Origin of the sequence: Enterococcus avium, from assembly GCF_002891025.1 — a bacterium.
Lineage (GTDB): Bacteria > Bacillota > Bacilli > Lactobacillales > Enterococcaceae > Enterococcus_A > Enterococcus_A avium.
Genome location: NZ_NBSL01000002.1, coordinates 2,662,501 through 2,688,169, shown reverse-complemented (window position 1 = coordinate 2,688,169; position 25,669 = coordinate 2,662,501). Strand labels below are relative to the sequence as shown.

The window sequence follows — 25,669 nt, the reverse complement described above, 5'->3', positions numbered from 1 at the left end:
TCTTTTAATTACTCGTGATACCTTTAACTCGTGATAATTGAAAGAAGGTTAATGAAGCAATGGATCATAAATTGAGCGACACAGAACAATACCTTTGGGATTACATTGAAAGTCACATTCTCGATATTCCCAACTACTCGATCGTCAAACTTAGCGAACAGGCCAATGTTTCTACGGCTACGATTGTTCGCACAATGAAAAAGAAAGGCTATGAAGGATTCACTGCCTTTAAACATCATCTAAAGGAACAAGAGAATAAAAATATCAATTTCTCTTCATTAGATAAAGTCGATAAAGGGATTCGACGGGCTATTCTAAAGAATGAACAGGAAGTCGTCCGAACCATCAATATGATAGAAATTGGCAATATTGAAGATGCCATCCAAAAAATCAAATTCGCGGAACGAGTAATCATCTTTGCTCGAGGATTCTCAGAGATGATCGGCCAGGAAATGATGGTGAAATTTCAATTGACGGGGAAGAACTGTCAAATGCATAACGACCCAGAGATTATCAAAAATATCAGTCGAAAACTAACCAAGCGAGATATTGTCATTTTCATTTCATTAAATGGAGAGACTAAAGAACTCGTTGTCGCCGCCAAAAATTGTTATGAGTCCGAAATCGGTTCAATTTTATTAACCGCCAACAATGCCTCCAGTCTAATGAACTATTGCGAGATTGCTTTGGTCGGCTTCAAGTCTGAAGGATCTTATTTTCCTGATTATGAAGTTCGATCGAGGCTCCCCTTACAAATCATCGCGAGAATTTTATTGGATTCCTATGCTTTACGAGTTGCGGATAGTTAATATGTAACAACATATGTTCAAATAAAATGGATTAATTTAGTAAAAAGAATTTAAGCAACAGAAAAGGCACACATCATTAATGATGTGTGCCTTTTCTGAACGAATTAAGCATCGATTTCTGGTGCTTTTCCTAAATGAGCTTGGATCATCCAAATGCGTTTTTCAGTGGCTGTTTTGAATTCGATGAAGATATCTTGTGTTGGATCATCGCCTTCTTCGCCAGTAACGTCAATCCCTTTTTGATAAAGATCAGCCAAGTAACGATAGTTCTTAACAAGAATTGCTAACCGTTCTTCCATCGTACGATCCCAGCGTCCTACTTCATCAGAAATTTTTGTATTATCTGCCATTTCGCGTAATGTTGAATAAGGTGAGCCGTCTAATGTAATCAAGCGTTCTGAAATCTCATCCAATTGATCATTTACATCATCCATAAAATCATCCATCATTGGGTGCAATGTCAAGAAGCCAGGGCCGCGCATATACCAATGAGTTTGGTGAATGACCATAGACATTTGACTTAAATCGGCAACTAATTGGTTCAATACTTCTTTGGTTTTCTCAAATTTCATTCCTTTGTACCTCCTAATTTTTACTCTAATAAAAGCATAATACAATTATGATAAAAGTACAAAGAAAATGCTGGTAAAGTGCTTTTTTTTCGTATCTTATTGAAAAAGGAGGTGAGAACAATCGTAAATTTCATTTTTGGTACAATTATTGGCTCATTTTTAGCTGTCGTTTGTGTTCGCATTCCTTGAAATGAGTCTTTGATTTATCCGCCTTCACATTGTGATCATTGCGGTCACCCGCTTCGAGCGATTGAACTGATTCCGCTACTCTCAGCTTTGAAGCAAAGATTCCATTGTACTCACTGTCAGCAAAGATTCTCTGCGCGAAGTTTTTGGTTAGAATTATTTTGCGGGATTCTCTTTGTAATTTTTTTACAGGATTTAGATTGGAAAAGCCTATGGCAAGTATTCTGGTTATTGAGCTCCCTTGTTTTAGCCGTAATCGACTGGGATCATATGATTGTCGAGATGAGAATTTTTGGGGGAACGGGAGTGATTTTATTAATTAGCGGAGCGGTTCTATTTCATCCGCATTGGTTCCAACCATTAATTGTTTGCGGAGTATTTTTCTTCAGTCAAAAAATACTCCCAGACAGTTTAGGTCTGGGAGATCTTTGGGTAATTGGATTATGGAGTTTCTTTTTATCTTGGTATGAATTGTTACAGGTTCTATTTATCGCTTCACTCAGTGGTTTGATTTTTTTCGGTTATCAGACCTTGCGTAAAAAGATTCCTGAACAGCTGCCGTTTTTACCCTTCTTATTTATCGGCCTTCTATTATTCCTGCTAAAAAACCGTTAAGCGTTCCAATGATTACGGATAAAGCCCTTACGTCCCGAACCTTCACTGTAAGCATCGTAGTGTTCGGGATTTTTTCGATAAAAATCCTGATGATACGCTTCAGCAGGATAAAAGGCTTGAGCCGGTTCAATCGATGTTACGATTGGTTCTTTGAAACGACCGCTGGCTTGTAGTCGTTCCTTCGAAGCTTCCGCCACTTCTTTTTGTTCTGGAGTAGCATAATAAATTACCGGCCGATAGGAATCTCCCCGATCCGCAAATTGACCAAAGGCATCTGTAGGATCGGTTTGCTGCCAATAGATTTCTACCAGCTGCTGATAAGAAATCACCGCTGGATCAAATGTAATTTCTACGGCTTCCGTATGGCCTGTCGTACCACTGCAAACTTCTTCATAGGTTGGATTTGGTACATGTCCGCCTGTGTAACCGGAAATAACTTGCTTGATACCAGGCATCTGGTCAAATGGTTTCACCATACACCAAAAACAGCCTCCAGCAAAAATTGCTTTTTCTTCTGCCATAAAATATGCCTCCTTTTGATCTCATCATAACCCTTTTTAGAAAAATTGAAATGAATCTGCTCAGACACTCGTAAAAAAAAGAGAACGTCCCAGATTATTGAGTCATGAACCGACCCCCAAAAGTTAGACCAAAAATCTAACTTTTTGGAGGTCGGTATTTTTATGACTGAATATGGCTTTGAAATCAAGCTGAAAGTTGTTCAAGATTATTTAGATGGAAAAGGTGGCTATCGCTATCTAGCGAAAAAGTATGGAGTTAAGAACGCGGATCAAGTAAGAAGCTGGATTAATTCCTATCAACAATTTGGTGAGGAAGGACTCTTTCGAAAACATTATGATAATACTTACTCTGTTCAATTCAAGATGGATGCGATAGAGTTATATCAAACGAGTGAGTTGTCCTATCGTGAAGTTGCCAATAGACTCGGTATGAGGAATCATGCTCTGATTGCCAGTTGGATGCGGAGTTTTCGAGATGATGGTATCAAGGGACTCTCAAAACCGAAAGGACGTCCACCTACCGTGCCTAAGAAAAAAGAAAAGCCAAAGAAAGATTTTGTTAAAGTAACATCGGAAGAACGCGACCGTATTAAAGAATTAGAAAAACAAGTCCGTTCACTTCAGATAGAAAATGCCTTTTTAAAAGAACTGAGGAAGCTGCGAAATCAGGAAGCCCAACAAAGACGAACGAATCAATCGCACGAATCATCCACAGCCTCCGAGGATCCTTCAAATTAGTTGAGCTTCTTGAGACCTTGGACTTTCCTAAAGCAACGTTTATGTACTGGCAAAAACGATTTGACAGAGAAAACCCTGATCAAGAAATTGAAGCCGAAATGCTTCGTATTCGTAAAGAACATAAAAATTATGGCTGTTTACGAATGACGAACGAACTAAAGAATCGTGGATTCCATGTTAATAAAAAGAAAGTCCAACGTTTGATTCGAAAACTAGGAATCGAAGTGCGTTCATACACGCGGAAATCACGGCGCTACAGTTCTTACCGAGGAAAAGTCGGGAAAGTGGCGAAACACCGGATTCGTCGTCACTTTTATACGACTATTTGTCACCAAAAAATTACGACAGATACAACAGAGTTCAAATATCTTGAAGTGGATACCAAAGGCGTGATCCGTCAGAGAAAGTTATATCTGGACCCGTTTATGGATATGTATAATAGCGAGATTCTTTCGTACCGCATCTCGGAAAAGCCAAATGCCTTGGCAATCATGGAAGGCTTAGAAGAAGCCATCGCGATCACGAATGATTGCCCGTATCGTCGCACTTTCCACTCGGATCAAGGCTGGGCCTATCAGATGAAAGCCTACCGTCGAAAACTAAAGAAACAGAAAATTTTTCAAAGTATGTCTCGAAAAGGAAATTGTTTAGATAATTCCATCATGGAGAATTTCTTCAGTCTTCTAAAACAAGAAATTTTTCATGGAGAAACCTATCACAGTTTTGATGAACTAAAAACGGCGATTGATGATTTTATCTATTACTACAACAATCACCGGATGAAACAGAAATTGAACTGGAAAAGCCCTGTTCAGTTTCGAGAAACAGCACAGAAAGCGGCATAATCGCTTAGCTTAAGAAACAAAAAACGGAGTAGATTTCTCTACTCCGAAAAAAGTCTAACATTTGGGGGTCACTTCATCATTCCCATAAATAGTATTTCGCTTTTTTAATAATTATCCGTATCAATCGGATAAATTATTTTTCCGTAACCAGTATAATCATAATGCGTTCCAGCACTAATTTTATCCACACTGCTGTCATCAAAGAATAATTGATTGTCGTCATCTTTATCAAGGTTCGGTAATTTTTTCTTTGTAGGCAATCCGAGCTGCTTCTTCACGATATTTTGTTCCTCTAACAGATTATTCAATCCCAAAATTTGGAAATAAATATCACTGATCATCTCGCCCTGGCCTTCTAGCTGTGTCTGTTGGATGTTCTTTGCAGCAGGCGTGTAATCTGTTGCGATCGTCAGCATCTCACTCCAGCTCAAATCGGTCTTTACATAATCTTCCACTGCACGCAAATATTTTTTATACTTTGTGACAGAGTCAACAGAAAGAATCTTATGAATGATCTTAGATAAAATTTCTCGTTGCCTTGCCTGTCTGCCCACGTCACCTTTTGGGTCCTCGTGGCGCATCCGCACATATTCTAATGCGTGTCTGCCATCTAGAACCTGCTTTCCCTTTTTGACATGCACACCGTCCAAAGTAAAATCAATCTTGTTGTCGACCTCAATTCCGTCAACCGCATCAACTAATGTTTTTAGCCCCTTCATATTGATCTCAACATAATAATCAACAGGAACATCTAGCATTTCTTGAACACTTTCGATCGCCATCTTAGTACCACCTAGTGAATAGGCCGCATTCAATTTATCATAATAGGTATCGCCCTTCGCGACATAATTATTCTTGTCCCCTTTATACCCAACAATCTGAGTATAAATATCGCGATCCAAACTTGTCATTAGCGTTTGTTTTTTCTTAGGATTAATAGTAACTAACATCATGGAATCCGAGCGTCCTTGATAGTTCCGCCCTTTATCACCTGTGTCTGTTCCCATTAGTAAAATAGAGAATGGTTCCCCACTTTTTAAATCGACCTTAGCCGAACGTGTACTTTTATAATTGACTTTTTTAGTCATTTTATTGATTGCTTGATCAACATCATTATTCACTTTTAATAAATAGACAGTCGCCGTTCCAACAAGTAGCACGATGATTCCCACGACAATCAAGATGATTTTCTTTGCTCTGCTCATATGGCACCTCAGAAATTTTATATCCCTATATTTTTTGTCATTCTCTCATAAAATGACTTTTGGCAATAGTCTTTATACAGCGCTCTAAACGAAATTTAACATCTGTTCAACGTGAGCTTGCTTATTTGCCAGATACCTTCTTATAATAGCCTGAAAATAAAAAGACCACAAGATTCTTTTTCAGAATCTTGTGGTCTTTTAAAGCCAGAATTTTCTAGCCTAATGGATTATTCAAAGCGTCTTCAGCTGCCATTTGCGCTTCAATATCAGAGATACTGTAGACATTTTCGCTAGCTACAACAACTTCCTTTGGTTCCATGTTACGGTAAGTTGACATACCTGTACCAGCAGGAATGATTTTACCGATGATAACATTTTCCTTCAATCCAAGTAATGGATCTTTCTTACCGCGGATCGCAGCATCCGTCAAGACACGAGTTGTTTCTTGGAATGATGCGGCAGATAAGAAGCTGTTTGTTTCCAATGAAGCTTTTGTAATACCAAGCAAGACTGGACGAGATGTCGCAGGTGTGCCACCAGCAACCAATGTATTGTAGTTTTGATCTTTAAAGTCAGCAATATCAAGCAATGTACCTGGCAAAATATCTGTGTCACCTGGGTCCATAACACGGACTTTACGCAACATTTGTCGAACCATTACTTCAATATGTTTATCGCCGATCTCTACCCCTTGCATCCGGTAAACACGTTGAACTTCACGCAACAGGTATGTTTCAACGGAGATTACATCGCGTACTTGCAATAAGTGTTTAGGATCAATTGATCCTTCTGTTAATTGCGCACCACGATGAACCATATCACCTTCGACAACTTTCATGCGAGCAGTGTAAGGAACCGTATACGTACGAGTATCCGTTTCACCTTTGACGGTAACTTCTTTCGTACGAGTCGCAGCATCTTCAGCAATCTCAACGACTTCACCAGTAACTTCAGTAATAACCGCCAAACCTTTAGGATTACGTGCTTCGAAGATTTCTTGGACACGAGGAAGACCTTGTGTAATATCATCTCCGGCAACCCCACCGGTATGGAATGTACGCATAGTTAACTGAGTACCAGGTTCACCGATTGATTGAGCAGCAATAGTACCAACCGCTTCGCCGACTTCAACGTCATCACCAGTTGCCAAGTTGCGTCCATAACAATGTTTACATACACCATGTTTTGTATTACATGTGAAGACTGAACGAATCGTTAATTTCTCAACGCCAGCATCAATAATACGTTTCGCATCTGCTTCGCTGATCAGTGCATCAGCAGGCAATAGAACTTCACCAGTTTCAGGATGCATCACGGATTTTTGCGTATAACGTCCGACTAGACGTTCTTCTAATGATTCGATGATTTCATTACCTTCACGAATCGCAGAGATTTCTAGACCGCGATCAGTACCACAATCTTCTTCACGTACGATAACATCTTGGGCAACGTCTACCAAACGACGAGTCAAGTAACCTGAATCGGCTGTCTTCAAGGCCGTATCAGTCATCCCTTTACGAGCACCGTGAGTCGAGATAAACATTTCCAAGACAGATAGACCCTCACGGAAGTTCGAGATGATCGGCAATTCCATGATTTGTCCATTCGGAGCGGCCATCAAACCACGCATACCAGCAAGCTGAGTAAAGTTGGAGATGTTACCACGGGCTCCAGAATCAGACATCATGAAGATTGGGTTCTTCGCATCTAAAGATTCCATTAGTCGTTGTTGAATTTCATCTTTGGCTGCATTCCATACAGCAATAACTCGTTCATAACGTTCATCATCAGTAATCAAACCACGTCGGAATTGTTTTGTGATCGTGCCGACTTGTTTGTGAGCATTGTCGATGATTTCTTGTTTTTCTGCTAACGCCATGATATCGGCGATACCAACGGTCATACCAGCATGGGTTGAATGTTTATATCCTAAGTCTTTCATGCGGTCAAGCATCATTGACGTATCAGTGACTTTGAAACGCTTGAAGACTTCAGCGATAATGTTTCCAAGATTTTTCTTCTTAAATGGCAAGATGATTTCTTGTTCTTTAATCGCTGCAGGAATATCGGCACCTTTTTCGACAAAATATTTGTCAGGTGTATGTTGTGTTAAGTTGAAATCAGTTGGTTCGTTCAAATAAGGGAATTCTTGCGGCATGATCTCGTTGAAAATAATTTTCCCAACAGTTGTGATCAGCATGCGTTCTTTTTGTTCTTCAGTAAATGGCTTGTCGCCCAATGTATTAGGGTCAACAGCCACACGTGAATGTAAGTGAACATAGCCATTGCGCCATGCTAAAACAGCTTCATTCATGTCACGGAAGATCATTCCTTCACCTTCGCGGCCTTCTTCTTCCATTGTTAGGTAGTAGTTACCTAAGACCATATCTTGAGATGGTGTAACAACGGGTTTTCCATCTTTAGGGTTCAAGATATGGGTTGCAGCAAGCATCAGCATACGAGCTTCGGCTTGTGCTTCTTCACCTAAAGGTAAATGGACAGCCATTTGGTCCCCATCGAAATCGGCATTGTAAGCTTCACACACTAATGGGTGAAGACGGATTGCACGACCTTCAACTAGGATTGGTTCGAATGCTTGGATACCTAATCTGTGAAGCGTAGGTGCCCGGTTAAGTAAAACTGGATGTTCTTTGATAACTTCTTCTAAGACATCCCATACAACGTCTTCTTGACGTTCGATTTTACGTTTCGCATTTTTGATATTTGAAGCAATTTCACGTTGAACGAGTTCTTTCATTACAAATGGTTTGAACAATTCGATCGCCATTTCTTTTGGCAGACCACATTGATACATCTTCAAGAAAGGTCCAACAACGATAACTGAACGGGCAGAGTAGTCCACACGTTTACCCAGCAAGTTTTGACGGAAACGACCTTGTTTCCCCTTCAACATGTGAGACAAAGATTTCAATGGACGATTACCTGGTCCAGTAACTGGACGGCCACGACGACCATTATCAATCAGTGCATCTACCGCTTCTTGCAGCATACGTTTTTCATTTTGAACGATGATGTTTGGTGCATTCAAATCTAATAAACGTTTCAAACGATTATTACGGTTGATTACACGACGATACAAATCATTTAAGTCAGAAGTCGCAAAACGACCACCTTCTAATTGAACCATCGGACGTAGATCTGGCGGAATGACAGGAATAACATCCATAACCATCCAACCTGGTTGGTTACCAGAAGAACGGAACGCTTCTAAGACATCCAGACGACGAATAGCACGTGTCCGTTTTTGTCCTTGCGCTGTTTTCAACTCTTCTTTTAATTCTGCTGATTCACCATCTAGATCTACATGATCTAATAATTGTTTGATGGCTTCCGCACCCATTGCTGCGTGAAATTCTTGACCATATTGATCCCGTTTTTCACGGTATTCACGTTCAGTCAGTAATTGTTTCTTCTCTAGGCTTGTATTACCTGGATCGATTACGACATACGATGCAAAGTAGATGATTTCTTCTAACGCACGCGGACTCATGTCTAACACAAGACCCATTCGAGAAGGAATTCCTTTGAAATACCAGATATGTGTTACAGGCGCTGCTAATTCGATATGTCCCATCCGTTCACGACGAACCTTCGAACGTGTAACTTCAACACCACAACGGTCACAGACGATCCCTTTATAACGGATTCGTTTGTATTTCCCGCAGGCACATTCCCAGTCTTTGGTTGGCCCAAAAATTCTTTCATCGAATAACCCTTCGCGTTCAGGTTTCAATGTACGATAGTTAATGGTTTCCGGTTTTTTTACTTCACCGTATGACCAGCTTCTGATTTTTTCAGGAGAAGCCAAACCTATTTGCATACTTTCGAATTTATTTACATCGATCAAAAGGGTTTCCCTCCATTTCATTTTATCGTAAGTCAGCTAGGGAGTAGCTGACTTACGTATGCATAAACGGCGTTCCAGAAGTAGCTGCTTCGGAAATAAGTCTAAATTCCATAAAGCTAAACACTTCTGATACAACCTCTTCAGACAAGTGCGACTCTCTTATAAGTCTTCTGCAGTTTCGATTTCTTGGATCAAATCAGATTTTTGTTCCGCTTTTTCAGCAGCTGCTTGCTCTTCGACTTCTTTTGCAGACTGTTGTTGTTCTGCATATTTCGTCAACGCGTCAACTGTGATCAAGTCATCATCATCATCGTCCATATCTCGCAACTCAATTTCTTTATCATTAATATCTAAGACTTGCATATCTAAACCAAGAGCTTGTAATTCTTTCACCAATACGCGGAAAGATTCAGGCACACCTGGTTTTGGAATAGGTTCACCTTTGACGATGGCTTCGTAAGTTTTCACACGACCAACGACATCATCTGATTTGTAAGTCAAGATTTCTTGTAAGGTATAAGCAGCACCATAAGCTTCCAGTGCCCAAACTTCCATTTCCCCGAAACGTTGTCCACCAAATTGTGCTTTACCACCCAATGGTTGTTGCGTAACAAGAGAGTAAGGTCCAATTGAACGAGCATGCAATTTATCATCGACCATGTGGGCCAATTTAATCATGTACATAACGCCGACAGAGATACGGTTATCGAATGGTTCGCCCGTACGTCCATCATAAAGAACGGTCTTAGCATCTGCTGCCATGCGAGCTTCACGAACTGTTTCCCAAACATCGCTATCTTGCGCACCATCGAAGACTGGTGTCGCAACATGGATGCCTAGTTGGCGAGCTGCCATACCTAAGTGTAATTCCAATACTTGTCCGATGTTCATCCGAGATGGCACACCTAATGGGTTCAACATGATATCAACTGGCGTACCGTCTGGTAAGAAAGGCATGTCTTCTTCTGGCATAATGCGAGAAACGACCCCTTTATTTCCGTGACGACCGGCCATTTTATCCCCTTCATGAATCTTACGTTTTTGCACGATGTACACGCGCACTAACATATTCACACCTGGAGATAATTCATCGCCTGCTTCACGAGTAAAGATCTTCACATCGTGAACGATCCCGCCTCCACCATGCGGTACACGAAGAGATGTATCACGAACTTCACGAGCTTTTTCACCAAAGATCGCATGCAACAAACGTTCTTCAGCTGATAATTCCGTTACCCCTTTAGGAGTGACTTTACCGACTAATAAATCACCGTCATGAACTTCAGCACCAATACGGATGATACCCATTTCGTCTAAGTTCTTTAATGCGTCTTCCCCAACGTTCGGGATTTCGCGAGTGATTTCTTCAGGCCCTAATTTTGTATCACGTGCTTCTGATTCGTATTCTTCAATATGGATTGAAGTATAAACATCATCTTTCACCAAACGACGGCTCATGATGATCGCATCTTCATAGTTGTACCCTTCCCAAGTCATGAAGGCTACGACGACGTTTTGGCCTAATGCCAATTCGCCATTTTCCATTGAAGGTCCGTCAGCTAAGATGTCGCCGACTTCAACTTGTTCACCTAAACCAACTAAAGGACGTTGATTGTAGCTAGTTCCTGAGTTTGAACGACGGAATTTCGTGATGTCGTATTTATCTAATGCGCCATTGTCGCGACGTACACGTACTTCGTGCGCATCTACGAATTCAACGACACCATCGTTTTTACATAATAAAGCGGCACCTGAGTCATGAGCTGCTTTGTATTCCATACCGGTACCAACCCATGGAGAACGTGGTTGGATCAATGGTACTGCTTGACGCTGCATGTTGGCACCCATCAAGGCACGGTTGGAGTCATCGTTTTCCAAGAATGGAATACAAGCTGTTGCGACTGCGACAACCTGTTTCGGTGACACGTCCATGTAGTCAACTTTATCAATCGTAACTTCCAAGTTTTCTGATGTAGCACGAGCCATAACGACTTCTTCAGCAAATGTACCGTCATCGTTCAACTTGCTATTGGCTTGGGCTACTACGTAATGGTCCTCGATATCGGCTGTTAAGTAATCGATTTTATCCGTTACTTTACCAGTTGAACGATCCACACGACGGTAAGGTGTTTCGATGAAACCAAACTTATTGACCTTCGCATAAGATGCCAAGCTGTTGATCAACCCGATGTTTGGACCTTCGGGAGTTTCAATCGGACACATACGACCATAGTGAGAATAGTGAACGTCTCGGACTTCATAACCAGCGCGGTCACGAGTCAAACCACCAGGTCCTAAGGCTGATAGACGGCGTTTGTGGGTCAATTCGCCTAGAGGATTCGTTTGATCCATGAACTGTGACAACTGAGAAGAACCAAAGAATTCTTTGATACTTGCAACAACTGGACGAATATTGATCAATTGCTGCGGTGTCAATGTTTCTTGGTCTTGAATTGACATACGCTCACGAACAACACGTTCCATACGAGCTAAACCAATACGGAATTGATTTTGCAATAATTCACCAACTGAACGGATACGACGATTTCCTAAATGGTCGATATCGTCGACATTGCCAATACCTTCCATTAAGTTCAAGAAATAGCTCATTGAAGCGATGATGTCAGCAGGACGAACTGTACGTACTGAAGAGTCAGGATACGCATTACCAATCACTGTTACTTCACGTTCTGGATCTTTTGGTGAAAAGACTTTGATTACTTGAACGGTCATAGGATCAGTTACAACTGCATCCTCAGATGGATAGTAAGTAACGGAATTTAAGCCGCCTTCAAGTTTTGGTCCCAATTCTTCCATCACTTGGTGAGTAAGAACAGTTCCTTTTTCAACAATAATTTCACCTGTTTCAGCATCAACCAATGTCTCAGCTAAAGTTAAGTTCAATAGACGTGTTTTAAGGTCTAATTTTTTATTTACTTTGTAACGACCAACATTTGCTAGATCGTAACGTTTTGGATCAAAGAAACGCGCAGTTAGCAAGCTACGAGAGCTATCAGCTGTTTTTGGTTCACCAGGACGTAAACGTTCGTAAACATCTTTCAAACCTTCTTCGGTACGAGAATCGCTTGGGTTTTTGTGCAAATCCTTTTCGATCGTATTGCGCAAAGATTCGCTTTCGCCAAAGATTTCAAAAATCGTATCATCAGAACCAAATCCTAAAGCACGAACTAATGTCGTTAAAGGAATTTTACGTGTACGGTCAATACGAACATATGAGATATCCTTTGCGTCTGTTTCCATTTCTAACCATGCGCCACGGTTAGGAATTACAGTTGAACCAAATCCTTCTTTTCCGTTTTTATCCACTTTTCCGTGGAAATAAACGCCAGGAGAACGAACTAATTGAGATACGATGACCCGTTCCGCTCCATTGATGATAAAGGTTCCTTGTTCCGTCATTAATGGGAAATCGCCAAAGAATACTTCTTGAGATTTGATTTCACCAGTTTCGCGGTTTACTAAACGTAAGACAACATGTAATGGCGCAGAATAGTTTGCATCGTGTGAACGAGCCTCTGCAACCGTGTATTTAGGTTCTTTCAATTCATAGTCAACAAATTCAAGTGACAAGTTTCCATTAAAGTCTTCAATTGGCAAAATGTCTTCAAACATCTCTCGCAAGCCCTCATCTAGGAACCATTGATAAGAATCTGTTTGAATTTCGATCAAATTCGGTAATTCCAACACTTCACTGATTCGTGCGAAGCTTCTACGTTCTCGGTGTTTCCCGTATTTTACTACGTGTCCAGCCAAGTTCTTCACCCCTCTTAAAAGTTTGAAAACCGATCCGAAGATAAATTACAATAATGTTACAAAAATTAAATTAGTGTAACAAGCGACATTTTTTGCGGCTTTTAGGCAAAAAAAACCAAAAATAGAACGTTCTCTTGAAAAATTATTCGCGAGCTTCTACTTTTGTTTCCCTATTAAAAACCGGAACGGACAATATTTCGTTCCTGCCTTTTATCATTTCAGATAGTTTTAGCAAACTCATATGATACATTAGGCGAACATAAAAGTCAATAGTCTCAAGGCTTTGATCAGAGCTTCGCAAGTTTTTCTTAAAACTTTCAGCAATTAATAATTGATTCAATTCGGCTTACATTTTTGAATATTCAGAATATTCGACTATTTATTATTGACATCTCATTTTTCTTAACGTATACTAATCTACATCTTAAACATGTTGGAGGTTGTTCCCATGCTGAATATGAAAAACTCACAACCGAATAACCGCTATTACTTTAGCTATTTTAGATAGGTTTGTATTCATCACGATGGATACAAACAACTTGAGTGTTTTTTGTATCTATGATGGCTAGAGCATTTCGATGTACCAACGGCCGCATAGAGAAATCTAAGTGGCTGAAGAAGTATACTATTTTTGTACTCGTATCACCCACTTGGAGTTTCGATACTTCTAAGCGGGTGATTTTTTTATGAATGAAAAAGGATGGAAATCTAGCTTCACCAGTTAAAAAAGGAGAGAATATAATGAAAAAAACAGTATTGGCAGGAATTGGATTAGCAAGTTTACTAATATTAGGTGCTTGTGGCGGTGGAAATAAAACAGACGATAATAATAGTACGAAAACAGTAGGCGTCTTACAATTAGTGCAGCATCCATCGTTAGACAATGCCTATGAAGGATTCAAAGAAGGGTTAGAAGAAGGCGGCTACAAAGAAGACGATAATTTAAAAATCGAATACCAAAATGCGCAAAACAATCAGGACAACCTGAAAAGTATGAGTGAAAAATTAGTCAAAGAGGAACCAGATTTACTTTTAGGCATTGCTACTCCAGCAGCTCAATCTTTGCTAAACGCCACAACTGAAATTCCGATCACTGTAACTGCCGTGACCGATTTAGAAGAGGCAAAATTAGTTAAAAGTGATAAAAAACCTGGCGGAAACGTAACCGGTACAACAGATATGGTTCCCATCGACAAACAAATTGAACTACTATTATCGATAGTTCCAGATGCAAAATCGATCGGAATCATGTACAACGCTGGCGAAGCCAATTCAAAAATCCAAGCAGATCTTGCTGAAAAAGCTTTGAAAAAGGCGGGCGTTGATGTAAAAGTTAAAACTGCAAATACAACAAATGATGTACAACAAGTTACTGAATCTTTAGCTGGTGAAACAGATGGCATCTATGTACCTACAGACAATACCTTCGCAAGCGCCGCAGCGGTCATTGGAGATGTTGTTAAAGAAAAGAAAATTCCATTAGTTGCAGGGTCAACAGAACAAATTGACGGAGGCGGCCTAGCAACCGTAGGGATTGACTACAAATCACTAGGCAAACAAACTGGGAAAATGGCTGCAAAAATCTTAGACGGGGACGCAAAACCAGCAGATACTCCGGTAGAATCTGCTGATACCCTAAAATTAGTAGTCAATAAAGAGATGGCAGAAGCCTTGGGAATTGACCCAGACAGCATTAAGGAACCTAAATAAAGGAATGAGTTAAGTCTAGCTTCGCAAAGAAAGAAGGAAGAATCATGAATGTTATCACTTTGTTATTATCAGCGACGTCACAAGGTATGCTCTGGTCTTTATTAGCTATCGGAGTTTACATGACCTTTCGAATTTTAGATATTGCCGATTTGACGGCCGAAGGAAGTTTTCCTTTAGGCGGGGGGATCGCAGCGATCGGGATCGTTAACGGTATGCATCCAGCATTAGCTACTTTATTGGCATTTGGCGGTGGAATGGTAGCTGGTTTAGTTACAGGTATCTTAAATACAAAATTCAAAATTCCAGCTTTATTGGCCGGAATTATTACTATGACTGGTCTATATTCTGTTACTTCCCGTGTAATGGGAGCTCCAAATATTGCGTTATTGGGTGAAAAAACTGTTTTTACAGGAGCTCAAAATCTCGGATTGACAAAAAATAATGCGGTTATTCTAGTCGGACTCTTAATCGTGTTATTGGTCATTTTATTATTAGTTTTATTTTTCCGAACGGAAATTGGTTTAGCCGTTCGAGCAACAGGGGACAATCCCGATATGAGTGAAGCTAATGGGATTAAAACTGAAAACATGAAGCTGTTAGGCTACATGATCTCAAACGGAAGCATCGCTCTTTCAGGTGCTTTATTGACACAAAACAACGGCTTTGCCGACTTAAATTCAGGAGTTGGTACAATCGTTATCGGTCTCGCTTCAATCATCATTGCAGAAGTTCTGCTCCGTAATAAACCGATTTTAGTCCGGCTGATCACGATCGTCGCTGGAGCAATTATTTACCGTTTCATTTTAGCATTAGTATTCGAAATGAACGTCGAGCCAACAGACTCTAAATTGGCTTCAGCGATCGTCTTGGTGATTTGCTTATCATTACCGCAAATTCGATCAAAATTTACCTTAAAATCAAAAAAGAAAGGGGCCGATACCAATGCAACCAGTATTAAGAATTAAGAATTTGCATCAATATTTCGAACGTGGAACAGTTAATGAAAACCATGTGCTGCGTGGAATCAATTTGAGTCTAGCCCCTGGCGAATTTGTCACGATTATCGGTGGAAACGGTGCGGGCAAATCTACCTTGCTAAATAGTGTAGCCGGCACATTACCGATCGAAGAAGGTCAAATGTTTTTAAATGAAGAAGATATCACTAAACATTCTGTCACACGTCGCTCAAAAAAAATCAGTCGTGTCTTCCAAGATCCTAAAATGGGTACCGCAGTTCGTCTATCAGTAGAAGAAAATTTAGCATTAGCCATGAAACGCGGTCACAAACGCGGCTTCTCACTAGGTGTAAAAAGTAAAGATCGTAGTTATTTCCAAGAACAATTGGCCATGCTAAATCTGAACTTGGAAAATCGATTAGATGCTGAGATTGGTTTACTATCTGGAGGACAGCGCCAAGCTATCACATTATTAATGGCAACGCTGCAACGACCTGATCTGATTTTATTAGATGAGCATACAGCGGCACTCGATCCCAAAACTTCATTAACTGTAATGGGACTAACCGAGCGCTTGATTCGTGAACAAGAATTAACAGCTTTTATGGTAACCCATAATATGGAGGATGCCATCAAATATGGTAATCGTTTAATTATGCTTCATCAGGGACAGATTGCTTTGGACTTGAAACAAGAGGAAAAACAAAATCTGACTGTACCAAAATTGATGGAGCTATTCCATCAAAACTCCGGTGTCGAACTAAAAGACGATGCCTTGTTACTAAGTTAATACACCCCCTTCTTTCTTGGCAGGCTACTTTTATGTAGCCTGTTTTTTTGTTACACTGAGCCCAGAATGAAAATAAAGGAGCGAAAAAATTGTCGACGAAGGAAAAAATTTTAGCCCGTTTAAAAGCAGCAAAAAATGTTTTATCCGGCGAAACCTTAGCTCAAGAATTAGGGGTATCTCGTACCGCAATATGGAAAGCAATCAAAGAATTAGAAAAAAAGGGGTATCAGATTCAACATTCCGCGAACGGTTATCGTTACCAGGCTTCTGATATTTTAGATGCAAAAGAAATTCATGAAGGCATTCATCAAGACGTCGATATAACCGTTTTAGAAACCTCTACTTCAACAATGAAAGATGCTCAGCAGGCTGTGATGGATGGTAAAAGATCACCTTTACTAATCGTAGCAGATATGCAGGAAGCGCCTCGAGGGCGTTTCAATCGCCCTTTCTTTGCTGCAAAACAGCAGGGCATCTATATGAGTTTGCTCTTGGAGCCTAAGGAGCAATTAACAGAATTACCACAATATACAATCTTGATGGCAGTTGCTGTATCCGAAGCAATCGATGAATTATTAGGCGTGGATACACAAATTAAATGGGTCAACGATATTTATTTGAATCATAAAAAAATCGTCGGCATTTTATCAGAAGCGATGACCGATATTGAAACCAACTCACTAAAATACATTATTATTGGTATGGGAATCAACTTCTCCATTCCTCAGGAAAACTACCCTGATGAGTTGCAGGAAAAAGCGACTTCTTTGTTTCCGAATGGTCAAGCAACCATAACAAGAAATCAATTGATCATTAACATCTGGAATCGATTCTTTAATTTATTGGCAGATCAAACGACTTACCTGGATGTTTATCGAAAGAAATCATTCGTATTAGGTAAAAAAATCATTTTTAAACGGAAAGATCAATCCTACATGGGGACTGCCATCGCGATCACTGATACTGGTGAGCTAGTAGTCGATTTAGGGGAGGAAAAAGTTCATCTCTCCTCTGGCGAAATCAGCTTAAGCTCCATTCAATAAAAGACTGTAGACATTGTCCATAAAACGGATCTTGTCTACAGTCTTTTTATTTATCTCATTGTTACAAATTCTTCGCTGCCAGTTGGGTGGATCGCAACGGTGTCATCAAAGTCTTTCTTCGTTGCCCCCATTTTAATCGCTACAGCAAATCCCTGTAGCATTTCATCAACACCCACACCAATCGCGTGCAAGCCAATAATTTTTTCTTCTTTCCCAAGACATACCAATTTCATATCACATTTTTGACGATAGTCGCTTAATGCAAAATACATTGGTGTAAAACGCGAATGATAGATTTTTATTTGATCTTTCCCATGACGTTCAAGCGCATCTTCTTCCGTTAAACCGATTGTTGCAATCGTTGGATGTGTAAAAATTACCGTTGGAACATTTTCATAATCTAAAAATTCTTCTGACTTACCATTAAAGACCCGTTCTGATAAACGGCGCCCCGCGGCAATAGCTACTGGTGTTAAATCAATCTTACCAATCACATCCCCGACTGCATAAACACCTTCACTCGTTGTATTTTGGTATTTATCGACAATGACAAAGCCTTTCTCGTTTAACGTCACAGAAGTATTCTCTAAACCTAACTTGTCAGTATTTGGTATACGACCGCCAGCAAACAACACCTTATCTCCTGTCAGTGTATTCCCATTCTCAAAATAGACAGTATAGGTTTCATCCTCATTTTTTTTGATTTCTTTTGCCACATGATGATCATACAACTTCATCTTATTCTCACGATAAATGTCCACTAAATTATCGGCCAACATTTTATCAAATGTCCGTAATGGGCGACTATGGCGGAAAGCCCAATAAACTTGCGTACCCATCCCCTGTAGCACACCGCTCAATTCCGCTGCGATATAACCAGCCCCTAGAACAACAACTTCTTTCGGCTGTTCGGTCATTTCAAAGAATCCGTTAGAATCAATAGCGTATTCACCGCCAGGAATCTCCATCTGACTTGGTCTTCCGCCAGTCGCAATCAAGACATTGGGCGCAGTGTATTCTTCACCGTTTACACTGACAACATGATCTGATTTGAACGTCGCATACCCTTCAATTCGTTCTACATTATTACTATCAAGTCCACGGTAGTAGGCTCCATGTAAAAAGTCGATATATTTTTCACGACGTTCAACCAACTCATTAAAATCAAATTTTCCAACATCAGCCTGTACACCATAACTAGGCGCATCTCGCTCAATCATCTCTAACATACTGCTAGCCTGCCACATTACCTTTTTCGGAACACAACCAACATTGACACAGGTTCCGCCGATTTTATTCCCCTCGATTAACAAGACTTTTGCTCCATGCATACCAGCACGATTAGCCGAGGCGATCCCGCCACTTCCGCCACCGATAACTATGTAATCATAATCCTTCATTCATCTACCTCCTAATTCATGTTTACGTTCATTTTAATACATTCTGTAAAAAAAGAATTGATTTTTGCCCGATGCTATTTTCTAAAAAAACACCCACTAAAAATCAGCTTTCTTCCCAATTTAGCGAGTGATTTATTTATCAGTCTTTTTTCTTACGAATCATATCACCAGGTTTGACTGGTTGAGCAACAGGCATCGTTAAAACCATCATAGGGTTAGGTGCCCTGTCGATTGATTCGCCCTCATCATTTTTCATTTCTGTAACTGTCTGTTCAAAATGCTGAAAATGTGGTCCGTAAAATTCAATTTCATCACCTATTTTAAAATGATTTCGTTGGCGGACAGTCGCTATTCCGCTAGCTTCATCATAACTCAGAACTTCACCAATAAATTTGTAAACAGGAATCTTTCGGCGCGGACCAAATAATTGTTCATTTTCAGTCGGTACATGGTAATAAAATCCAGTCGATAATTCTCGTTGAGCTACTTTCCACAGTTCATCGATCCATTCTTGTTTACAGACATAATTATCTGGATCAGCCATATAGCTGTCAACGGCTGCTTTGTAAACATTAGATACAGTTGAAACGTAATGAATTGATTTCATCCGACCCTCGATTTTTAAGCTGTCAACGCCATTTTCAATCAAATCAGGAATATGTTCGATCATAGACATATCTACGGCACTCATAGAAAATTCTTCCGTAACATCACCATTTTCTGTTAATGAACGATGTTCTTGAGCGAAAGGCATATCGAATAATTCATACTTCCAGCGACAAGATTGAGAGCAACCACCACGATTAGCATCTCGCATTGACATATGATTGGATAGTGTACAACGGCCCGAATAAGAAATACACATTGCTCCATGGATAAATGCTTCAATTTGAATATCCGTATTGCGGCGTATCTCAGCTAATTCTTCCATTGAGACTTCCCGGGCCAACACAACTCGTTCCAGACCCTCATTTTGCCAAAATTTCAATGTCTCCGCATTAGTTGCAGACGCCTGTGTTGATAAATGAATCTCTAACCCAGGGGCTTCTGATGCACAAATTTCGATCAAAGCAGGATCAGAAATAATCACAGCCGAGATTCCAATGTCACGCAACTTCTTGAAGAACGCTCCGGCTCCTTCTTCATTACCTTCATGGGTCACCATGTTCGCAGCTACATAAACCTTAGCTCCATACTGATTCGCAAAAGCCACCCCCTCTTCCATCTCTTCAAATGAAAAATTTCCAGCCCGAGAACGCAACCCATATGCATCTCCACCGATATATACTGCATCTGCACCGTAGTGAATGGCGGTTTTCAATTTTTCCAATGTCCCGGCTGGTGCTAAAACTTCCGGCCGCTTCAATTTTCTTTCTGTCATATTGCTATTACTCCTATTTAATCGCTGTTGGGTCTAAATGATAAAAACCTGTATCCATTCCTCGACCAACAGGATGATATTTTTGAATTTCTTGTTGAGCGTTGTCAACCATCGCATCATCCCAAGAATTCGTTTCTATTGCTGCCTTAGCCTCTGCAAAAACTTTAGCAATCGCCACAAAATTCGCTCCAGGTGTAAACAAACCATCTAATTTCCATGTTTGATAACCTGCTTGATTAAGCTCTGACAATTCCTTAATCAAATTCAAATCATTATCAGCAAAAATATGTGTGCCATGCTGATCCTCGTAAATCGAATAATGTGTTTCTGCCTTTTTGGGTTCCGAAATAAACAATCCACGTTCCTTAGAAGTACTTTCCGATTGTTTCGTATAATTGAAATAATTATCTAGTAACGGGCGTTTTGATTGATGAATACAAGTAGCACCATAAACCAAAACTTCCACTGGAACTTCGACGTGTTGACTCAAACGCTGCATTTCTTCAAAAGGGACTTCGCGAGCCAACACCGCACCAACTGCTCCTTTTTTCTGCCAAAAATTGATTTGTCGTGCATTGGTAACTAAAGTCTCCGCATCATAAATGTATGGCAAATCGTATTCCTGCAATAAATAAATCACACCCGTATCACCAACAACTACGTGATCTGGCTTTACATCTGCCAAAAAGGCTAAATATTCTGGTATCTTCTTCATCTTATCAGGATGCATGATACCATTTATAGCAACGTTCACTTTTTTCCCATTGGCGTGCGCCAAATCAATCAAAGCCTTTTGTTCTTCACGAGAAAAAGAGTAGGGCAGTCGTAATCCAAAATCCTCTTCTCCTATGTATAGTGTATCCACTCCGACAGCTAATAATTCTTCAGCTTGCGCCATTGATTCTGCTGTCGCAATTAGTTCGATCATGGTATGTCCTCCTTTTAGACTTTCTCATACTATCATAGCTACAAAAAGTTTCCAACTGATGACAAAAAAAGAGAATGACGTTAAAACATCATTCCCAAGTTTTTTAAACTTTTTCTGGTATTTTTTCTTCTTTTGGATTTTTAACAGTTAATGTAATCTTGCCTTTGCTAGCCCCAATAGTCACTGTATCTCCCAACTGAATTTGACCAGATAAGAGTGCCTCAGCTAAGCGGTCTTCAATTTCTTTTTGCAATGCCCGACGAATTGGCCGTGCCCCATATTCAGGATCAAATCCAACTTTTCCAATAACATCATAAGCTGCCGATGTAATCTTCACTTTGATTTCATGCTCCTTCATACGATCTAAAACAGCACGACTCATGATTTTTACAATCTCATGAATTTGTTCTTGATCTAATGATTTGAACACTACAGTTTCATCAATCCGATTGAGAAATTCTGGACGGAAAGCCTTTTTCAATTCTTCTAGAATTCGTTTTTCCATCATTGCATGATCTTTACTGATATCCTTCACATTGAAACCAACATTTTTTTCTTCACGAATTTCCGTCGCTCCAATGTTAGAAGTCATAATTAAGATCGTATTACGGAAATCAACTTTCCGACCCTTCGAATCTGTTAAATGACCATCATCTAAGACTTGTAAAAGAATATTGAAAACATCTGGATGAGCTTTTTCCACTTCATCTAACAAAATAACTGAATAAGGTTTCTGACGAATTTTTTCGGTTAATTGTCCACCTTCTTCATATCCTACGTAACCAGGAGGCGATCCGATTAAACGACTCGTACTATATTTCTCCATATATTCAGACATATCGACTCGAATCAATGCTTCCTCACTGCCAAACATTGCTTCAGCCAGTGCCTTCGCCAATTCTGTCTTACCGACACCAGTTGGTCCTAAAAACATAAAAGAGCCAATCGGACGATTTGGATCTTTCAATCCACTGCGCGCTCGACGAATCGCCCGCGAGATAGCTTTAACAGCTTCCTCTTGACCAACAACTCGTTTATGCAGAACTTTTTCTAAATCTAACAGTCGTTGACTTTCTTTTTTCTCTAATTGCTGTAGCGGCACACCTGTCCATTGAGAAACGACTGCTGCAACATCTTCGTCAGTAACCTGATCAATATAGCCGTTTTCTTGCTTAGCAGCTTTAATTTTAGCTTGCTCCAATGTTTCAGATAATTGTTTTTCCCGTAAACGTAAACGAGCCGCCGATTCAAAGTCTTGATTTTGAATCGCCTTTTCTTTTTCTATTACTAAATCTTGAATTTCGTCTTCTAACTCAGTAAGCTCAGAAACTTCATCAGTCGAATCTAAACGAACTTTTGCAGAAGATTCATCCATCAAATCAATTGCTTTATCTGGTAATTGACGCGAGTTGATATATCGAACGGATAAAGATACTGCCGCATGCAGAGCCTCATCAGTAATTTCAACTCCATGATGATCCTCATAACGAGGACGTAAGCCTTTCAATATCTCTTCCGCTTCCTCCGGTGTTGGTTCTTCCACTTGCACTCTAGCAAAACGGCGCTCCAAAGCAGAATCTTTTTCAATATACTTTTGATATTCATCTAACGTTGTTGCACCAATTGTTTGCAATTCACCGCGAGCCAACGCAGGCTTTAAAATATTTGAAGCATCAATTGCCCCTTCAGCACCACCGGCACCAATCAAAGTATGCAGTTCATCAATAAATAGAATAATTTGGCCATCATGATAAATTTCATCAATTACTTTTTTCAAGCGATCTTCGAATTCTCCACGATATTTCGTTCCAGCCACCAAGGCACCCATATCAAGCATCATCAGACGTTTCCCACGCATATCTTCTGGTACATCTCCAGAAATAATTCGTTGAGCTAGCCCTTCAACAATTGCTGTTTTACCAACACCTGGCTCTCCAACTAACACCGGATTATTTTTAGTTCGACGACTTAAAATTTGAACTACGCGGCGAACCTCACTATCTCGACCTACCACTGGATCCAGTCGCTTTTCCCGTGCTAATTTTGTTAAATCCCGAGCCAATCCATCTAAAGTTGGTGTTCCTTGTGAATTGCTTTGTACAGGTTTCGCTGGTGCTTTTCGTCTACTGCCAGTTCCTTGATTTCCATTCGTTGTTTCATTTACACCCATCTTCTTTAATAGAAGTTGACGCATCTTAGGCAAACTAAGTCCTAAATTAACTAAAATATGAGAAGCTAAGATTTCATCATCTCGTAATAGCCCTAATAATACATGTTCGGTTCCAACCAATTTTGCATTGAAGCGTTTAGCTTCATCATCAGCAAAAATTAAAATTTGCTTTGCTCTAGGAGAATAGGGTAGATAACCGCCTTCAGGATAAGACTTAACTGATCCGTATCCAGTCATATGCTCGATTTCTTCACGGATATCATTTTCGTTTGAATTCATTTGGCGCAGTGTTTTGCCTGCTATCCCTTGTTGTTCAATCACTAAAGCCAGTAATAAATGCTCCGAACCAACCGAGCGGTGTTTAAAGTATTTAGCTTCTTGTTGTGCAATAGCCAGCACGGCTTTTGCGCGTTCTGTATACAGCTGATCCATATTCCTCACTCCTTTTTCTCATAACTTAAACGTTCTAAAAATCCGTGAAGAATTCTTGAACGTAGTCTATTTTCAATTTGACTGATACCAAGAACATTCTTCGATACCGCACTCAACATCAAATTACCTTCTTTTTCAGTAATAATTTCTTCTTCAAATAATTTTTGAATAATTCCAAAAGCATTTGTTTCAGATATTTCACTTCCAAAAGACTCCATTAATTGCTTCAAAAAATAATGTTGATCAGAAATCTTAACTTTACTTATTCGGATATAACCACCGCCACCTCGCTTACTTTCAACTAAATAACCCCGTTGAAAAGTAAAACGCGTGTTGATTACATAATTTATCTGAGAAGGCACGCAATTAAACAACTGCGCCATCTCTGCTCTGCGGATCTCGATGATTTCACTATTCTCCAAAATATCTTTCAAGTAAGACTCGATCAAATCAGAGGTATTTCTGCTCATAATATCGCCTCCTATTGACTATTCCTGACCATAATTATAGCGAATTTAGAGCATGAAATAAAGAAGAACGCCTTTCTTTAAATTAGGATAAAAAAAAAGAAGGCATTCACCTTCTTTTTGATCGGGAAGACAGGATTCGAACCTGCGACCCCTTGGTCCCAAACCAAGTGCTCTACCAAGCTGAGCTACTTCCCGATAAACAAAAAAACTACGCGCCCAAGAGGAGTCGAACCCCTAACCTTTTGATCCGTAGTCAAACACTCTATCCAGTTGAGCTATGGGCGCATGTTCATATTATGCCGAGGACCGGAATCGAACCGGTACGGTGATCACTCACCGCAGGATTTTAAGTCCTGTGCGTCTGCCAGTTCCGCCACCCCGGCGTTCTTCCCTGGTCTTCAGGAAAGCGGAAAACGGGGTTCGAACCCGCGACCCCCACCTTGGCAAGGTGGTGCTCTACCACTGAGCTATTTCCGCACGATGCCGGCTAAAGGACTTGAACCCTCGACCCTCTGATTACAAATCAGATGCTCTACCAACTGAGCTAAGCCGGCAACTACAAAAAAATAAAATGCGGGTGAAGGGACTTGAACCCCCACGCCGTAAGGCGCTAGATCCTAAATCTAGTGCGTCTGCCAATTCCGCCACACCCGCATATACTTATGAGCCGTACTGGGCTCGAACCAGTGACCCTCTGATTAAAAGTCAGATGCTCTACCAACTGAGCTAACGGCTCAAATGGAGGTTAACGGGATCGAACCGCTGACCCTCTGCTTGTAAGGCAGATGCTCTCCCAGCTGAGCTAAACCTCCATGAGTTCGCGTGGCGACGTCCTAATCTCACAAGGGGCAACCCCTCACTACAATCGGCGCTAAGAAGCTTAACTTCTGTGTTCGACATGGGAACAGGTGTATCCTTCTCGCTATCGCCACCACACTAGTATTTAATTGAGTAAACGTCGTTCACTCAAAACTGGATCAGAAACATTCTAACAACCGTGAATCAATTTTTGGTTAAGTCCTCGATCGATTAGTATCAGTCCGCTCCGTACATCACTGCACTTCCACTCCTGACCTATCTACCTGATCTTCTCTCAGGGATCTTACTTTCTTAAAGAAATGGGAAATCTCATCTTGAGGTGGGCTTCACACTTAGATGCTTTCAGCGTTTATCCCTTCCCTACATAGCTACCCAGCGATGCCTCTGGCGAGACAACTGGTACACCAGCGGTAAGTCCATCCCGGTCCTCTCGTACT

At 40.4% G+C, this 25,669-nt stretch carries 17 protein-coding genes, 8 tRNA genes and 2 rRNA genes (1 of these 27 cut by a window edge); 7 read left to right on the top strand and 20 right to left on the bottom strand.

Going from position 1 to position 25,669, the window contains the following annotated elements; translation table 11 throughout:
* The first annotated feature begins 59 nt into the window (after positions 1 to 59).
* A complete protein-coding gene (locus AUF14_RS13480; RefSeq protein ID WP_049222113.1) occupies positions 60 to 809 on the top strand; it encodes a MurR/RpiR family transcriptional regulator in 750 nt (249 codons plus the stop codon).
* Positions 810 to 913: 104 nt separating this feature from the next.
* Here the strand turns inward: AUF14_RS13480 and AUF14_RS13475 are convergent, their stop codons facing one another.
* Complete coding sequence (locus AUF14_RS13475; RefSeq protein ID WP_016181814.1) at positions 914 to 1,381, bottom strand: Dps family protein; 468 nt, start codon at positions 1,379 to 1,381, stop codon at positions 914 to 916.
* 198 nt (positions 1,382 to 1,579) lie between these two features.
* Between AUF14_RS13475 and AUF14_RS23230 the strand changes: the two genes are divergently transcribed.
* The gene (locus AUF14_RS23230) at positions 1,580 to 2,182 is read left to right on the top strand and encodes a prepilin peptidase (RefSeq protein ID WP_071879955.1); all 603 of its coding nucleotides are present in this window, start codon (positions 1,580 to 1,582) and stop codon (positions 2,180 to 2,182) included.
* Here the strand turns inward: AUF14_RS23230 and msrA are convergent.
* A complete protein-coding gene (msrA, locus tag AUF14_RS13465; protein WP_016181815.1) occupies positions 2,179 to 2,703 on the bottom strand; it encodes a peptide-methionine (S)-S-oxide reductase MsrA in 525 nt (174 codons plus the stop codon). The two genes, AUF14_RS23230 and msrA, sit on opposite strands and share 4 nt — an antisense overlap.
* Positions 2,704 to 2,865: 162 nt before the next feature.
* On the opposite strand from msrA, the gene AUF14_RS13460 reads away from it, so the two are divergent.
* Positions 2,866 to 4,286, top strand: a protein-coding gene (locus AUF14_RS13460; protein WP_225844249.1) for an IS3 family transposase whose coding sequence is annotated in 2 segments (ribosomal slippage) — positions 2,866 to 3,343 and positions 3,343 to 4,286 — 1,422 coding nt in all. Because the reading frame shifts where the segments join, the coding sequence is not laid out codon by codon here.
* A 104-nt stretch (positions 4,287 to 4,390) separates the two neighbouring features.
* Here the strand turns inward: AUF14_RS13460 and AUF14_RS13455 are convergent.
* From AUF14_RS13455 to rpoB, 3 genes are all read right to left on the bottom strand, one after another.
* Positions 4,391 to 5,491, bottom strand: a complete 1,101-nt coding sequence (locus AUF14_RS13455) for an LCP family glycopolymer transferase (protein ID WP_049219178.1) — start codon at positions 5,489 to 5,491, stop codon at positions 4,391 to 4,393.
* Between the two features lie 214 nt (positions 5,492 to 5,705).
* Complete coding sequence (rpoC, locus tag AUF14_RS13450; protein ID WP_016181817.1) at positions 5,706 to 9,359, bottom strand: DNA-directed RNA polymerase subunit beta'; 3,654 nt, start codon at positions 9,357 to 9,359, stop codon at positions 5,706 to 5,708.
* A gap of 159 nt (positions 9,360 to 9,518) precedes the next feature.
* Positions 9,519 to 13,133: a DNA-directed RNA polymerase subunit beta gene (rpoB, locus tag AUF14_RS13445; protein ID WP_016181818.1), complete on the bottom strand. Its 3,615-nt coding sequence runs from the start codon at positions 13,131 to 13,133 to the stop codon at positions 9,519 to 9,521.
* Between the two features lie 741 nt (positions 13,134 to 13,874).
* On the opposite strand from rpoB, the gene AUF14_RS13440 reads away from it, so the two are divergent.
* The 4 genes from AUF14_RS13440 (at position 13,875) to AUF14_RS13425 (ending at position 17,632) form a co-directional block, all read left to right on the top strand.
* Positions 13,875 to 14,843 carry an ABC transporter substrate-binding protein gene (locus AUF14_RS13440; protein WP_049219589.1) on the top strand — a complete coding sequence of 323 codons (969 nt, stop codon included), beginning with the start codon at positions 13,875 to 13,877 and terminating at the stop codon, positions 14,841 to 14,843.
* A 44-nt stretch (positions 14,844 to 14,887) separates the two neighbouring features.
* Positions 14,888 to 15,808 carry an ABC transporter permease gene (locus AUF14_RS13435; protein ID WP_049219590.1) on the top strand — a complete coding sequence of 307 codons (921 nt, stop codon included), beginning with the start codon at positions 14,888 to 14,890 and terminating at the stop codon, positions 15,806 to 15,808.
* Positions 15,786 to 16,589 carry an ABC transporter ATP-binding protein gene (locus tag AUF14_RS13430; RefSeq protein ID WP_049219602.1) on the top strand — a complete coding sequence of 268 codons (804 nt, stop codon included), beginning with the start codon at positions 15,786 to 15,788 and terminating at the stop codon, positions 16,587 to 16,589. The genes AUF14_RS13435 and AUF14_RS13430 overlap by 23 nt, the downstream gene beginning before the upstream one ends.
* Before the next feature lie 89 nt (positions 16,590 to 16,678).
* A complete protein-coding gene (locus AUF14_RS13425; RefSeq protein ID WP_049219592.1) occupies positions 16,679 to 17,632 on the top strand; it encodes a biotin--[acetyl-CoA-carboxylase] ligase in 954 nt (317 codons plus the stop codon).
* A 50-nt stretch (positions 17,633 to 17,682) separates the two neighbouring features.
* Here the strand turns inward: AUF14_RS13425 and gor are convergent, their stop codons facing one another.
* The 15 genes from gor to AUF14_RS13350 all read right to left on the bottom strand — a co-directional run.
* Positions 17,683 to 19,032: a glutathione-disulfide reductase gene (gene gor / locus AUF14_RS13420; RefSeq protein WP_049219594.1), complete on the bottom strand. Its 1,350-nt coding sequence runs from the start codon at positions 19,030 to 19,032 to the stop codon at positions 17,683 to 17,685.
* Between the two features lie 139 nt (positions 19,033 to 19,171).
* Positions 19,172 to 20,413: a peptidase U32 family protein gene (locus AUF14_RS13415; RefSeq protein ID WP_049219596.1), complete on the bottom strand. Its 1,242-nt coding sequence runs from the start codon at positions 20,411 to 20,413 to the stop codon at positions 19,172 to 19,174.
* A gap of 13 nt (positions 20,414 to 20,426) precedes the next feature.
* Positions 20,427 to 21,341: a peptidase U32 family protein gene (locus AUF14_RS13410; protein ID WP_049219598.1), complete on the bottom strand. Its 915-nt coding sequence runs from the start codon at positions 21,339 to 21,341 to the stop codon at positions 20,427 to 20,429.
* A 103-nt stretch (positions 21,342 to 21,444) separates the two neighbouring features.
* Entirely contained in the window at positions 21,445 to 23,943 is a 2,499-nt protein-coding gene (locus AUF14_RS13405) for an ATP-dependent Clp protease ATP-binding subunit (protein WP_049219600.1), read from the bottom strand.
* A 5-nt stretch (positions 23,944 to 23,948) separates the two neighbouring features.
* On the bottom strand, positions 23,949 to 24,416 hold the full coding sequence (locus tag AUF14_RS13400) for a CtsR family transcriptional regulator (RefSeq protein ID WP_270268334.1): 468 nt from the start codon (positions 24,414 to 24,416) through the stop codon (positions 23,949 to 23,951).
* Positions 24,417 to 24,534: 118 nt separating this feature from the next.
* Positions 24,535 to 24,608 (bottom strand) — tRNA-Pro (locus AUF14_RS13395).
* Positions 24,609 to 24,624: 16 nt separating this feature from the next.
* Positions 24,625 to 24,698: transfer RNA gene (locus tag AUF14_RS13390), tRNA-Arg, on the bottom strand.
* A 12-nt stretch (positions 24,699 to 24,710) separates the two neighbouring features.
* A tRNA-Leu gene (locus tag AUF14_RS13385) sits at positions 24,711 to 24,796 on the bottom strand.
* Positions 24,797 to 24,818: 22 nt separating this feature from the next.
* Positions 24,819 to 24,890, bottom strand: a tRNA-Gly gene (locus AUF14_RS13380).
* A gap of 4 nt (positions 24,891 to 24,894) precedes the next feature.
* A tRNA-Thr gene (locus AUF14_RS13375) sits at positions 24,895 to 24,967 on the bottom strand.
* Positions 24,968 to 24,985: 18 nt separating this feature from the next.
* Positions 24,986 to 25,067, bottom strand: a tRNA-Leu gene (locus AUF14_RS13370).
* Positions 25,068 to 25,076: 9 nt separating this feature from the next.
* Positions 25,077 to 25,149: transfer RNA gene (locus tag AUF14_RS13365), tRNA-Lys, on the bottom strand.
* A gap of 3 nt (positions 25,150 to 25,152) precedes the next feature.
* Positions 25,153 to 25,225 (bottom strand) — tRNA-Val (locus AUF14_RS13360).
* Between the two features lie 8 nt (positions 25,226 to 25,233).
* Positions 25,234 to 25,349, bottom strand: a 5S ribosomal RNA gene (rrf, locus tag AUF14_RS13355).
* Between the two features lie 73 nt (positions 25,350 to 25,422).
* Positions 25,423 to 25,669 (bottom strand): 23S ribosomal RNA (locus AUF14_RS13350); it runs 2,665 nt beyond the window's last position.

Excerpts from the sequence above, each read along its gene's own strand:
- AUF14_RS13480 (WP_049222113.1), top strand. The coding sequence starts at position 60 with ATGGATCATAAATTGAGCGACACAGAACAATACCTTTGGGATTACATT.
- AUF14_RS13475 (WP_016181814.1), bottom strand. The coding sequence starts at position 1,381 with ATGAAATTTGAGAAAACCAAAGAAGTATTGAACCAATTAGTTGCCGAT.
- msrA (WP_016181815.1), bottom strand. The coding sequence starts at position 2,703 with ATGGCAGAAGAAAAAGCAATTTTTGCTGGAGGCTGTTTTTGGTGTATG.
- AUF14_RS13455 (WP_049219178.1), bottom strand. The coding sequence starts at position 5,491 with ATGAGCAGAGCAAAGAAAATCATCTTGATTGTCGTGGGAATCATCGTG.
- AUF14_RS13440 (WP_049219589.1), top strand. The coding sequence starts at position 13,875 with ATGAAAAAAACAGTATTGGCAGGAATTGGATTAGCAAGTTTACTAATA.
- AUF14_RS13435 (WP_049219590.1), top strand. The coding sequence starts at position 14,888 with ATGAATGTTATCACTTTGTTATTATCAGCGACGTCACAAGGTATGCTC.
- AUF14_RS13430 (WP_049219602.1), top strand. The coding sequence starts at position 15,786 with ATGCAACCAGTATTAAGAATTAAGAATTTGCATCAATATTTCGAACGT.
- gor (WP_049219594.1), bottom strand. The coding sequence starts at position 19,032 with ATGAAGGATTATGATTACATAGTTATCGGTGGCGGAAGTGGCGGGATC.
- AUF14_RS13415 (WP_049219596.1), bottom strand. The coding sequence starts at position 20,413 with ATGACAGAAAGAAAATTGAAGCGGCCGGAAGTTTTAGCACCAGCCGGG.
- AUF14_RS13410 (WP_049219598.1), bottom strand. The coding sequence starts at position 21,341 with ATGATCGAACTAATTGCGACAGCAGAATCAATGGCGCAAGCTGAAGAA.
- AUF14_RS13405 (WP_049219600.1), bottom strand. The coding sequence starts at position 23,943 with ATGGATCAGCTGTATACAGAACGCGCAAAAGCCGTGCTGGCTATTGCA.